The 13,771-nt window shown below is 34.6% G+C and carries 9 protein-coding genes and 1 tRNA gene; 2 read left to right on the forward strand and 8 right to left on the reverse strand.

Annotated elements, in window-relative coordinates; translation table 11 throughout:
- Positions 1 to 22 precede the first annotated feature (22 nt).
- Both ACFWV9_RS00890 and ACFWV9_RS00895 read right to left on the reverse strand, forming a co-directional pair.
- Positions 23 to 2,362, reverse strand: coding sequence for a M56 family metallopeptidase (locus tag ACFWV9_RS00890; protein ID WP_411893346.1), 2,340 nt, complete (start codon positions 2,360 to 2,362; stop codon positions 23 to 25).
- A gap of 2 nt (positions 2,363 to 2,364) precedes the next feature.
- A complete protein-coding gene (locus ACFWV9_RS00895) occupies positions 2,365 to 2,730 on the reverse strand; it encodes a BlaI/MecI/CopY family transcriptional regulator (protein WP_411893347.1) in 366 nt (121 codons plus the stop codon).
- 116 nt (positions 2,731 to 2,846) lie between these two features.
- On the opposite strand from ACFWV9_RS00895, the gene ACFWV9_RS00900 reads away from it, so the two are divergent.
- Positions 2,847 to 4,235 carry a M28 family peptidase gene (locus ACFWV9_RS00900; RefSeq protein WP_411893348.1) on the forward strand — a complete coding sequence of 463 codons (1,389 nt, stop codon included), beginning with the start codon at positions 2,847 to 2,849 and terminating at the stop codon, positions 4,233 to 4,235.
- Position 4,236: 1 nt separating this feature from the next.
- Here ACFWV9_RS00900 and ACFWV9_RS00905 read toward each other — a convergent pair whose 3' ends face one another.
- The gene (locus tag ACFWV9_RS00905) at positions 4,237 to 5,625 is read right to left on the reverse strand and encodes a dipeptidase (protein ID WP_411893349.1); all 1,389 of its coding nucleotides are present in this window, start codon (positions 5,623 to 5,625) and stop codon (positions 4,237 to 4,239) included.
- Positions 5,626 to 5,732: 107 nt separating this feature from the next.
- On the opposite strand from ACFWV9_RS00905, the gene ACFWV9_RS00910 reads away from it, so the two are divergent.
- Positions 5,733 to 5,817 (forward strand) — tRNA-Leu (locus tag ACFWV9_RS00910).
- Positions 5,818 to 5,853: 36 nt separating this feature from the next.
- On the opposite strand, the gene ACFWV9_RS00915 is transcribed toward ACFWV9_RS00910, so the two are convergent.
- The 5 genes from ACFWV9_RS00915 to ACFWV9_RS00935 form a co-directional block, all read right to left on the reverse strand.
- Positions 5,854 to 6,315 carry a DUF4174 domain-containing protein gene (locus ACFWV9_RS00915; protein ID WP_411893350.1) on the reverse strand — a complete coding sequence of 154 codons (462 nt, stop codon included), beginning with the start codon at positions 6,313 to 6,315 and terminating at the stop codon, positions 5,854 to 5,856.
- 2 nt (positions 6,316 to 6,317) lie between these two features.
- Entirely contained in the window at positions 6,318 to 7,472 is a 1,155-nt protein-coding gene (locus ACFWV9_RS00920; protein WP_411893351.1) for an arabinogalactan endo-beta-1,4-galactanase, read from the reverse strand.
- Positions 7,473 to 7,572: 100 nt separating this feature from the next.
- Positions 7,573 to 10,539 carry an alpha-amylase family glycosyl hydrolase gene (locus ACFWV9_RS00925; protein ID WP_411893352.1) on the reverse strand — a complete coding sequence of 989 codons (2,967 nt, stop codon included), beginning with the start codon at positions 10,537 to 10,539 and terminating at the stop codon, positions 7,573 to 7,575.
- Positions 10,540 to 10,620: 81 nt separating this feature from the next.
- Positions 10,621 to 11,805 carry a SusE domain-containing protein gene (locus tag ACFWV9_RS00930; protein ID WP_411893353.1) on the reverse strand — a complete coding sequence of 395 codons (1,185 nt, stop codon included), beginning with the start codon at positions 11,803 to 11,805 and terminating at the stop codon, positions 10,621 to 10,623.
- Between the two features lie 18 nt (positions 11,806 to 11,823).
- Positions 11,824 to 13,737, reverse strand: a complete 1,914-nt coding sequence (locus ACFWV9_RS00935; protein ID WP_411893782.1) for a RagB/SusD family nutrient uptake outer membrane protein — start codon at positions 13,735 to 13,737, stop codon at positions 11,824 to 11,826.
- Positions 13,738 to 13,771 lie beyond the last annotated feature (34 nt).

Raw genomic sequence — 13,771 nt, forward strand, 5'->3', positions numbered from 1 at the left:
TTTTCTAATTTATGCAAAGTTGTTAGTTCCTTGATTTTTCTTTTACTTCTTTAATCATAGGCTTTTTAGAAATATAAACTAATGGCTTTTTGGAATCTGTTTTCTTTGAGTATATATTTAATTTAGGGTTATTTTTCACCAGTTCAATGGCTTCTTTTTTAGAAATAGATTTTCCTTCACTAAAAAATTGAGCGTTGGCATTTACCATTCTTTTAACAAATACAATAGGTTCTTCTGCCTTAGGAGGAGGAGGAGGTGCGGGTACCTCTTTTAATTCCTTAACTGTTGGCTTTGGTGGTTTTGGTGGAGCTGGTGGTTCTGGTGGCGGTGGAAAACTTGGAAATGGTTCAGCGTTTTGCCTTTGCTTCATCGACATTAGATTGTAAATATATTTGAGTTTTTCAACATCTTTCATTTTAATTCTAACCTTCTCGTCTTCTCTGATCATGGCATTGTAATACTTTGCCAATTTATTATATTCAGCAATTTGCTTTTTTGAGGCAATTTGTTGTTTTGATTCTGTTGATAATGAATTTTTTTCTTCAGTATTTCCTGTATCAAGACCTGGAAATGGGTATTCAACAGATTGCTTTTTCTGTTGCACAGACATTCTGTTATATATGTCTGAGTATGTTTTTAAGTCTTGCTGATCTATTGGTGGATACCAGGTCGCATCGCTTGAAAGTTTTTTACTTTCAGCATGTATTTTTTTAGCCCACACATTATAAGAGGCAATCTCTTTTTTTGTTGGTGATTTTTGTTGTACTGAATTATTGCTCTCAATAGCAAATGGTGTATTACCCTTAGCTCTATTAATTTCTTGATTAGGTGTTACAATGCGATAAAATCCATAGTCTTTAAGTGAATTATAGATAAACCAGACTTCCTTATTAGAAATGTCCTTAGATGAACTTACATGGATATTCATAACATTTTTTCGTAATTCTGGTGAAATGTCCTGATGTAATTGATTGAAAACTTTAACGAAAGAATTCTTAGTTGCCTTGATTCCATCTATTAAATAAGAATTGTCATCTATAACTATTAGTTCAATACTTCTTGCGTAATGGTTATAAACTTCGTGGCTGTTTTCAACATTTGGACCACCTCTTGATTTTTTCACAGGCGGAGGAGGTGGAGGCGGTATGGTTGCTCTTTCTTCCTTGGTGAGCTCACTTTTTTTCTTAAAATAGGTTTTACCATTAAGGGTGATTTTTGCATAAGGAAGAATTGGTGCTGTTGGCCTTTCTACTTTAGACTTATTTGCTTTAGACATTCTAAAATACATACCACCAAGGGCGGAAAACAAAGTTTCCATTTTCATTTGTTCTTCACCTGTTTTATTGATGTAATGTGGTGGTGTGTCTTGAAGTTTCTTGTATGCTTCATATTTTTTAAGGTATGCCTTTATTGGGTCATTATTGTCAATTTCTAATAGCTGATTATTGTTGCTTTTTTTTAAATTCTCCTTAATTTCCAGAGCGTCTTTTTCTATATATTCTCTTTCAGCAAAGCTGTAAAAAAGAATAGCAATTAGTGGTAGGAGCATAAGTGTACTCAACCAAATTCTGGTTTTTGATGTTTGTGTTTTCATAACTGTAAATCGTTTTTTGAATGATGAATAATTGATGGCACTAGATAATTGATAATCATTTGTGCTTGATGAAAATTGTAATAATATGTTTAGGTAATTTTTAGTTTCTATACCATTATTAAGTACGGCTTGATCGGCTAAAAATTCGTGATTAAGCTTTATGTGATGTTTTAAAATATAAATTAGAGGATGAAACCAAAATACAATTTGTAATAATTCAATAATTAAGATGTCCAAACTGTGCAACTGCTTTGCATGGGTTTCTTCATGAAGTATAACCTCCTCAGGAATGGAATTGGTTTCGAAACCCGTTTTATGCAAAAAAATGTATTTAAAAAATGAATGTGGTATACGGTAGGTTTTTAGTAATACATAAACAAACGATCGTCTATGAATTTTTGCATTAGCATTAATGTGCTGATACATTTTATAGAGGTTTGAAATAAACCTTGTAGCAAAAAGTAGGACTCCAATACCATAGACTATCCAAAGGATCTGTTCTATTTTTATAAAAGGTTGGATTTCAAAACTAGTCTGTATATAAGAGGGTTCCATTGGTAAAAATGAAACTGCATTTTCAGTATTGGTTATTTCAATGGGTTCTAAATATTGTGTAATTGTAAGCAAAGGGATAATAACAGCTATTGCCAAGGTACCTAGTAAGTAAAAACGCTTAAATATGTGATTCTTTTGGCGCTCTAAGAGTAAAACATATACAAACCAGAAGACAAGCAAACAAGCCGAGAATTTAAAAAGGTAAGTTTCCATAATTACTTGTTTTTAATCTGTTGGTCAATAATGGTTTTTAGGTCTTCTAGCTCCTGTTTGGTCAAATCTGTTTTACGGGTAAAAAATGAAGCGAATTGGGATGCACTATCGTTAAAAAAAGTTTTAATTATTCCATTAACATGTTTAGAGAAATAATCTTCCTTTTTTACTAACGGATAATATTCTCTCGATTTTCCATAAGTTTTATAAGCAACAAAACCTTTGCCAATCATACGCTTCAATAGTGTTGCAACTGTTGTCGTTGCTGGTTTTGGTTCTGGGTATATGTCTAGTAGGTCTTTCATAAAAGCTTTTTCGAGCTTCCAGAGGTGTTGCATTAATTGTTCTTCGGTTTTTGAGAGTTCCATCTTCTACATGTTTAGAATGTACTCTACAAATGTAGAATAAAAAAAGATAAAAACAATTTTGGTTATGTTAAAATTTAAAATTTGTACTTTGGTAAGGTTGTAAAGTATAATATACCATGAGAACAAAATTCCTTTCTTTTATTGTTTTTCTAGTTGTTTTAAATGTAGCAAATGCGCAGTCTATTCAAGATTTAATGGATCAAGTAAATACAGCGAATTTAGAAACTATGATTAAGGAACTAAGCGGTGAAGAAGTGGCCTTAATTAATGGAACTAATCAGACTATTACAAATCGAATCCATAGTAATAATGACTTGGCAACAACATATATTCAAGAACATCTTGAGGCATTACCTAACCTAAATGTTGAGATTCAAAATTTTAATTCTACAGGCAAAAATGTTATAGCGACACAATTGGGTACAACAAACCCTCAGAACATTTATATAATATGTGCACATTATGATTCTGTAACGACCTATTGTGCAGATGATAACGCAACAGGTGTGGCTGCAATTATTGAAATCGCAAGAATTTTATCAACCCAATGCATTGATAATACTATTATTTATGCGCTATGGGATGAGGAAGAAATTGGCCTATTGGGTGCAAATTATTATGCGCAACAGGTCGCTGATGAAACAGGTGGAAATACTAGAGATAATATTTTAGCTGTGGTAAATATGGATATGATTGGTTACGATGGTGATGCGCCTGGTACTGCAGGTGATAATGACTTTGATATTGATGTACGAAACATTGCAAACTCACTTACTATTAAAGACGAATTACTAAATATTTTAAACACATATACTTTTGATTTGAACCCAATTGTGGTGGACCCTGGAACAACGGCTAGTGATCATTCCCGTTTTTGGAACCAAGGCTATTCGGCAGTTTTAGTTGGTGAATCTTGGGAAACAAATGACCAAACTCCAGATTACCATACATCAAATGACAGGTCTGAAGATATTGATTTACCATACATGACCGAACTCACAAAATTAGTATTGGCCTATACTGCGACTGAAGCAAATCTTATAGCAATTGATAATACAGTGACTGAGAATTCAACGAGTCTAGTTTCTAATGAATCCACTGGTTCTTATCAGTGGTATAATTGTGATACAGATTCATCCATTAACGGTGCAACATCTCAAACATTTACACCAACTACAGATGGAAATTATGCCGTAGAAGTCAGTAATGGTAGTTGTGCTGAGATCAGTGACTGTGTGTCATTCACGGTTTTATCTATAGAGGAATTTACGAGTAATGAATTAAGAATTTACCCTAATCCGGTTGCTTCTATATTAAAGGTTGAAAATTATCTAGAAGCAGATTTGAGAATTACAATTAATGATATCTCTGGCAAGGAGATTAACATTATCAATTCTAGTTTGCCTAATATCAATGTTGATTTCTCATCCTTGCCTAAAGGGGTTTACTTCATAAATTTTATTACGGAAAGAAAATCTTCCTCCTATAAAATAGTTAAGGAGTAATTCAGCTTTTTAACTCTGTGTAATATTTGTAGAACCACGGAATGGTTTCAATTCCTTTGAGGTAGTTTCCGATACCAAAGTGTTCATTTGGTGAATGTATGGCATCACTGTCTAAACCAAATCCCATTAGTATGGTTTTACTACCCAGTTCTTGTTCAAACAGCGCTACGATTGGGATACTTCCACCACTTCGCTCTGGAATTGGGGTCATGCCAAATGTTTTTTCATATGCCATTGAAGCAGCTTTATAACCATCAAAATTCGTTGGAGTCACATAGCCTTGACCACCATGATGAGGTGTAACCTTAACTTTTACACCAGCTGGAGCTATACTTTCAAAATGTGATTTAAATAATTCTGTTATTTCTTCCCAATCTTGATGTGGTACCAAACGCATTGAGATTTTTGCATAGGCCTTACTTGCAATAACAGTTTTAGCGCCTTCACCTGTATAACCTCCCCAAATACCATTTACATCTAAAGTAGGACGTATAGAGTTACGTTCGTTTGTTGTGTATCCTTTTTCACCATAAACCGCATCAATATCTAGTGCCTTTTTATAAGCGTCTAGTGAGAAAGGTGCTTTCGCCATCTCTGCACGCTCATTATCCGAAAGATTCTCTACTTTATCATAAAAACCTGGTATACTAATATGGTTGTTCTCATCATGAAGAGAGGCAATCATTTTTGTCAATACATTAATCGGGTTTGCCACTGCGCCACCATATAAACCTGAATGTAAATCTCTATTTGGGCCTGTTACTTCAACTTCGACATAACTTAGACCTCTAAGTCCTGTTGTAATAGACGGTATGTCTTTTGCAATCATTCCGGTATCAGAAATTAAAATGACATCGTTTGTCAGCTTATCTCTATTTGAAGCTACGAATTTTCCGAGATTAACACTACCCACCTCTTCTTCACCTTCTATCATAAACTTAACATTACAAGGTAATTCGTTTTGTGATGTCATATATTCCATGGCCTTTACATGCATGTACATTTGTCCTTTGTCATCACTTGCACCTCTTGCAAAAATTGCACCTTCAGGATGTAAGTCTGTTTTTTGAATTACAGGTTTAAACGGTGGTGAATTCCATAGATCTAAAGGGTCTGGTGGTTGTACATCATAATGACCATAAACAAGCACAGTCGGAAGGTTTTTGTCAATAATTTTTTCACCATAAACAATTGGATAGCCCTCTGTCTCGCATATTTCTACATGATCACAACCAGCATTTTCTAAACTGGTTTTAATTACGTCCGCGGTTTTTAAAACATCGTTTTTATAGGCTGAGTCTGCGCTAATGGAAGGTATTTTTAATAAATCGATTAATTCGCTAAGAAAACGGTCTTTATTGTCTAAAATATAAGATTTAATAGATTGCATAGTTGTTGTTTGGTTTCTAACAAAAATAAGAAAACTAACACCATTATTTTCTTAAATGAAAGCTATTTGAATATTGAAAGTATTGTTTATATTTGCAGTCCTAATTTGCGGGCGTGGTGGAATTGGTAGACACGCTAGACTTAGGATCTAGTGCCGCGAGGTGTGCGAGTTCGAGTCTCGCCGCCCGCACCAAATTAGAATAAAGCTTCTCATTTTTGAGAGGCTTTTTTAGTTTTTATCCCTAAGTTCGGCACTACGCATTGGCATACCATCAATTAGGGCAAACAATTCCGATTTAGTTTTAAAGGTATTCTGATTGAGTTTAATGCCACCGTCAAGTCCAATGAGTATAATTTTGAAAGCTTCGTTTCTAGTATTGTAAGTACTATATAAATTCTTACTTGGTTTCCATTTTTGTGAATTGAGTTGGTATTTTGAAGGTAGAATTTTAAATAAAACTATTTTCCGTTCCACTAATTCTAGCAAGTCTTTTTCTAAAGCATTAATTTGTTTTTTGAAAATTTTTGAATCTTCAGTATTAGAAATGATGAGAACAATCCGATTTTTCCATTTATAGTCTTTTAAATTTTGGCTAAAAATATGCGTAGAAGAAAATATGATGATCACTGCAGTAATTACCAACCTAAGGCTGGAATTACCAACTGAAATGTATTCGGCACTTTTATTCAATTCTAATTATTTAAAGCTTTATTGTAAAATTTAATTCCTAAAGTTGCTTTGCCAGAATTATCAAATAGCGTGGCATTATCCCAATGAGAGCCTTGTGCCCATTGGGTAAAGCAATTTGTTGAAACCCATGCTGGCTCCCAATAGACCAAACCTTGTCCTCCTGCATCCTTTATAATAATATAAAGCTGATTTAAGTAATCTAATTGACCTTGTTCTGATGCAGGAAAATCACCAGTGAGTGCCTCTTCCCCAAGTATATTATTAGCACTATCTGCATTGTTTAATGTAAATGGGTAAGCTGTCTCGACAATCATTAATTTTTTATTGTAGGTATTAATTAATGTTTCTAGAGGAACTTGTACTTCATCTAATTCATATTCAGACCATAAAGGATAATAGGATAATCCTATCCAGTCAAAATCAGTAATACCATTAGTCGTAGCTTGCTCAAACCACCACAGACCATTTTCTGGTTGAGCAATATGAAGCATAATTTCAATGGGTTTATTTTTTAATTCAGAAATATCGCGTATTGCTTTAATCCCCTTATTAATTAGATATGAGTTTCTTTGCCAATCAATTGGTCCATTAGTTTCATCCTCCTGTAATATCATAGTATTAATTTCATTACCCACTTGAACAATTTCCGGAAGTAAATTTTCTTGAGATAACTCATTTAATGTGTTGTAGGTATAATTATAAAGAAGTTCTCCTAAGGCTTCAGTATTATTTAGTTCGCTTAACCAAGCTTCCGGAATTAATTGCCTTGAAGGGTCTGCCCAAGTATCACTGTAATGAAAATCTAAAAGGACTTTCATATTTGAATTTTTAGCACGTTGAATGGCTTTTTTTACATCTGAATAATTGGAATAATCTGTCCAATCAGGATTATGCCACAATCTCAATCTTACAAGATTTGTACCTTCTTGTTTAAATATAGAATAGACTTCTTTTTCAACACCACTTTGGTCTTTATAAACCGCACCGCAATCTTCCATTTCATTAACGTATGAGAGATCTGAACCAAAATAAAATTCTATTGAATCATTATCAGTGTTATTGTTGGTTTCTTGATTGTCACTTTCACACGAAGCACAGGAAATAACAAGTATTGATAGTATTAGGCATTGAAGTATATAAAAAGAAAAGTAACGCATTAGCAGACAAAATATTTAAATATTCGATGAGTTCTATTGCTAAATTAAACAAAAAAGGCTTCTATTAAAGAAGCCCTTTAGGTCAATTAATTTTAGGGAATTAGAGTTTTACTAATTTAGTTGTCATTAATTGATTGCTGCTATTTTCAATTTTAATGATATACATACCAGAATTAAGATTAGAAATATCAAATTCATCTGTCTGAGTAAATGAACCATTAAATTCTTTAACCATTTTACCAGAAATGTCGTAAACTTCAATCTGTGAAACATCTATATTTATACTGAAAGATGTAGTTGTTGGATTAGGGTAAATCTTAAATGTATTAAAAGCTTCATCATCAATACTTAAGGAAGCCACAGGTTGATTTCCGAAAATTCTAAATTCACCAGGTGTTAACGTAATTGAGGATGTTGTTTGTGCTTCAGTTGTAGAACCAGTGTCATCCATTAAATCGTACCAAGTTGAAGTAATTCCTGCAGGAAAATCTGGATCAACAGATTGATTCACTACATCAAAATTGGCAATTACAACTACATTATTTAGTTGTGAATTAGGAATTGCATTATCAAATACTTCTATTCTTGGTGTAAAATCACTAGCATCAATATTGTAATCTCCTTTAAATACTGCCTCATTAATTTTCAGCGCATTCAGTCGAGACCAATCTTGGTATATCTGACTTCTATTCGGATCAGAGGTCCAATTGTTCACCCATTGTGGTTGTGGTTTAGTATCTAATTTATTTTCTCCTGGTATGGCACCACCATCTTGATAATCACATTGCCCATCAGGTGAATTTACAACGCCATCTTGTCTTGTGAAAATAGAATTTTCCATTCCTAGTTCTCCAAAATGCCAAATCATTTTTGGACCAGGAACTGTTAATAGCATAGCACCAATAGCAGACATTGTTTTGGTTCTAGATTCAAATGAAGTAGCATCAGAACCAAATGTATTACCATTTATTAATGCATGATAAAGAAGACGCTCCTCGTCATGACTTTCAGCATAACCTATTAAACGTTTTCCTAAAAATGAAGGTCTACTTTTATGGCCAACACCTGTGATATTACCGTTACCCATATTACATCCAGCAAATTGGCCAGTATTTGGGTCTGGGTCAGTATAATAGCCCCTAGCCAAAACAGAATATGGACTTGTCATTTTACCCCACATCATTACACCTTTTCCTTCTGCCAAGCGATAATTTGCCCATTCTTTTTCCTCGTTTTCACTACCTAAATGTTCAAAAATAGAGTAGTGATCAGGGTCGATAGCCCATACATAGTCTATATATTCTTTAAGAACGTCAATTCTATCTTGTTGGTAATTTTGAGTGCAACCAAAGTTGCCATTATTTGTTCCGTCCCCACAATTTTGCGTAAATCCTTTTGTAAGGTCCCAACGATAACCGTCAATTTTAAATTCTTCCACCCAATAGGCAATTACTTGTTTTACGTAGTCTCTTGTGAAAGTAGAACTATGGTCAAAATCGCTTCCAACATTGAAAGCATGTTGTGGAACTACATTAAAGTATGGGTTTTCACTTGAAGGTCCTCCCCAGCCATCACCATCAGGATCGTCCATCCACATGCGTACTAATGGATTTCTACCAAAGGCATGATTAAATGCAATATCCAAAATTACAGCAATTCCGTTTTGATGACACACATCAACCAGTTCTTTGAATTTTTCTGGAGTACCGTAAAACTTGTCAAGAGCCATATGAAATGCCGTATTGTATCCCCAACTTTCATTACCTTCAAATTCCATTACTGGCATTAATTCAATGGCATTGATATTTAAATTTTTGAAGTAGTCAATTCTGTCAATTATATTTTGGTAATTTCTATCAGCATCAAAATCTCTCACTAATAATTCATAAACAACTAGATCTTCTTCGTCTGGCTTGTTAAAGTTGGTTATTTGCCAATTGTAAGGTGTTTGACCTGTTTGAAGAACAGTTACCTCACGTTCTTGTCCTACTGGATAGGTAGGGATATTTGGAAACGAGCTACTTGGAATAAATGGATCGTCAAAAGGAGATAAAACTAGAGTAGAATAGGGGTCTGCAGCTTTTACCAAACTAGGTGAGTTTGCAATCGGACTAGTGTCAAAAACCCAATATTGATAAGTTTCTATTTGGCCAGAAGTTAACCCGTTAATCTCTAACCAGAATTTATCTGTTGATGGGTCTTTTTTCATTAAATCATTACTTCCAGGTGTATAGCTATTCCAGCTACCAGCAATTTGTATAAAATCTTTACCAGGAGCTGTAAGAACTAGTGTTGCTTTTGTTGGGTCAGCATCGTAATTTATACCATCTACTAAACCAGCCGGTAATGCTTCTTCCGTAACAGTTGGTATCACAAAAACTTCTAATGTGGCTTCTGCTGACTCACCATCATTTGGTGAAGGTGGAGTCCCAACTACTCTTACGATGCCGTATTCTGTAATATTATTTATTTGGCCACTACAATTGGGAAAACTACAATTACCAGAATCCACCAAAACATCATTAAAATAAATTTCAAATGATCCTTGTACAGTTGTAGACCCTTGAAAATTAATAATTGAAATTATGGACAAATTATCGCCAGAATTTACAAATACAGAAGCTGTAGTTGGATCAGTTATTTCCACCACTACACGTCCTACATCCTGGAAATTATCACCACTTTGACTACTACCATTTTGAGATTTTATTAGGAAACCAATAGTCGCTATACCTGTATTATTGAAAAAATCAGTTGGTAGGCCAAAATCATAAGTATATGTACCGTCACCATTATTGGTGAATTTTGCAGTCTCTGGAGAATTACCAAAGTCATTTCCTGTTGCTGTTGGGTTATTAAATTGAGTACCGTTAGTATCTATGTGCCAAGCCCAAAGATATATATCAGAAACTCCCCATGATGCGTTAGGATCAAAATTGGAAACCGTTAGAGTAACATTTTCGTCTTCATTAAAAAATTGAGGGTTCCATGTAAATGTTTGAGAACTTAATGTTTGGAAACCACATGCTAAAATGAAGGTTAAAAATAATTGTAGATTTTTATTCATAGCATAAAAGTTAAAAAAGGCTATGTCATAAATAACATAGCCTTTTATTCAATTTAAATAGTTAATATTTAGATCGTGAGACTATTCTAAAGTAATGGTCTTATTTAAGGTGTCAATAGTTGTCCAGTATTGTCCTGTTGTTCCAACAAACCTAAAATTAGTATCATCATCCATATTAGCTTCTAACTTACTATCAATAGTATAACCAGCATCAGCATAGAAAGTATAATTCTGTCCAGAACCCCAATCAGTTGCTGTAGTAAAGAATCTAAAGTTTGCATCACCTTCAGCAAGGTAATTAACCCAACCAGCATATACACCATCACCTTCACACATCAATTGAACTGGAGTATCCCAAGACCAACCTGCATCTGTTAATCCGGCGCCCACAGCCCATAATTGATCTAAATCACAGTTTCCTTGTGGTGTTGGATCATCTAAAGTTATTGTTTTATTGATTGCGTCAACAGTTAAAAAATACTTACCTGAAGGTCCTGTAAAAACAAAGTTCGTATCGTCATCGTCATTTGGTCCAAACATGTCATCTATAGTCCATCCATTGTCGGCAAAACCAGGATAGTTTATTCCCGATCCCCAGTCAGTTTCAGTAGTAAAGAATCTAAAGTTACCATCACTGTCAACATTGTTTAATAAATCAACATTCACTGTATAAACATTTGTTCCTGTACAAACAACACTTTGAGGCGTGTCCCAAGACCATCCAGTAAACTTAATTCCTGCTCCAACTAAAAAGTATTGGTCGAAATCACAAACTGCAGCTTGTGTATCCATAACCTCTTGCATAACCAATGTTAATGCTTGTACTGAACCAAAATTTTCTAATCCACCATCACCTACGTATGAACGTAATCTAAAGTATACGTCACCAGTATTTGGAGCAGGTGTCTCAGGATCTGCATCTAAACCAGCTTGAGCTGCGTATGAAAGCATATCACCAATAGTTATAGAAATTTCGTTACCTGTTGTTGCACCAACAGTTTCTAAATCAGTAAAATCACCTGATATAGATTTTTGTAATTGGTATGTAATATTAGTAGGTACGTCTACATCAGCATTATCCCATGTGAATCGCTCACCCAAGTTACTCGCTGTCTGTGGTGTCAAAATATATTCTGCTGAAAAGTTATTTGTAAAAGACAACTCTCCACTGTTATCTGTTGTGAAAACTACGTCATCTTCAGTTTCACAACTATTAAAACTTATTAAGGCAAAGATGAAAAGGCCTAAAATTGATAATTTTTTCATTTTTATTTATCGTGTTAATTAGTATCCTGGATTTTGAGTTAAATTGGTATTAATACCTAAATCGGTTGCAGGTATTGGCATTATGTCTCTAAAAGACTCAGTAGTTGCACCTTGAGGTACATTTCCTTTCCATTGCCATATACCTTGGTCAGAGAATTCACCAAATCTTATTAAATCAGTTCTTCTATGTGCCTCAAAGAATAGTTCTCTTGAGCGCTCATCTATAATAAAATCGAGAGTTAGATCAGATTCAGCAACATTACCGGCTACATTACCATAAGCGCGTTGTCTTAATTCATTAATGTAATCAACAGCAGTACTTATTGAACCACCTCCACCTCTTAATACGGCCTCCGCATACATTAGATAAGCATCTCCTAATCTAAACATTGGGAAATCAATATCTGTATGGTCACCAGAAGCATCGGAACCAGGATTGCCATTTACATCAACATTTCTGTATTTAGCAACAGCATAGCCTTGGTTAAATGGACCTACTTCTTCAATGTCTTTGTTTTGCCCATCAGTGTAAAGCAATTCTCGTCCATCTATTGATGAATCAATCGAATAAGTTAGCGTGTTTAAATCAAGAGTTACCTTATATAAACCTGCTTCCACAGGAATATTAGGGCCATCTTGTGCAAGGGCAAAAGGATTTTCACTACTGTCATCAAGACCATAGTTAAGTGACCAATCATTGTTAAATCTAAACTTCATTTCTCCATCAACAAGATTTATATAACCTTGGTATACGTTAGTATCAATCTCTGCCATCGGAATGTCTGGACCATCCCATCCATTCGGAGTACCACTACCAATAAGTCCCCAATCAGATAATGTTCCAATAGCACTTGTAGCTGTTGCTGAATCAAAATTGTCTAGGTTAAATTGGTCAACAAATGTTGGTGTTGTTCTAACACCAAACCAACCACCGTTAATTCCAAAATCAGCAGGATTCATAGTACCTCCAACAGGAGCGTGTACTAAGAAAGTCATACCTCCAAATGCTTGAGTTCTTAACCCATCAAAAGGAATGGTGAAAATAACTTCATCTTGTGCACCATTAGAATCATTATCTGCTAAGAAAGAATGATAGTATGGTATTTCTGGAATTGTATAACCTGCACCAATAATATTGTTGACTTGTGTGATTACATCTGAATAGCGAGACGTACCAACATAAACTTCAGCATTTAAGTACATTTTAGCAAGCACCATCCATGCCGCAGCTCTATCTGCTCTTCCATATTCATTTTGACGTGGCGCTGCCATATCATCAAGAATTGCTAACAACTCTGATTCAATGAAATCGAATAAATCAGCACGTTGAATTTGCTCTGGAAGAAATGCTCCTGTCGGATCATCTTCTGTAACAAATGGTGGATTTGCAAATAAATCCATGGCGTGCCAGTAAGTCAATGCTCTCATAAAACGAGCTTCGGCTCTATAGGTTTGAATTTCTGTTCTTAAACTAGTATCAACACCTCGGCTATCTAATTTATCATCTGTTGTTTGTCTCAAAAATTCATTACATAATGTTACCTGATACATTAATCTTGTATACATCGTTCTAATAAATTCATTACCTGACGTCCAAACTTGACCATGTAAATCTTGTATTGTTCCGTCATTCCAACCAATAATAGCCTCATCAGTTGTTAGTTCTTGCATTTTCCAATACAATCTTAAATAGTTGGAAAACCCTTCATCTAATCCAGCTAAATCAGGTGCGCCTGCAGGCCCTTGCTGGCCACTTAAAGATATACCAGCATAAATCTTTGCTAGAAACTGCTCATACGCAGCAGGATCTTCAAATGCAGAATCAGCAGTAAGACGCTCATCTTCTGGCTGTAAGTCTAGTCTATCTTCGCACGATTGCATAAAGAATGCAAGTGTGATGATAACTAATAGACTTTTAATTGTTCTTAACATCATAGCTCTGTTGTTTTTATAATTATTCATCATT

This window comes from Winogradskyella sp. A2 (assembly GCF_046762865.1).
Taxonomy (GTDB): Bacteria; Bacteroidota; Bacteroidia; order Flavobacteriales; family Flavobacteriaceae; genus Winogradskyella.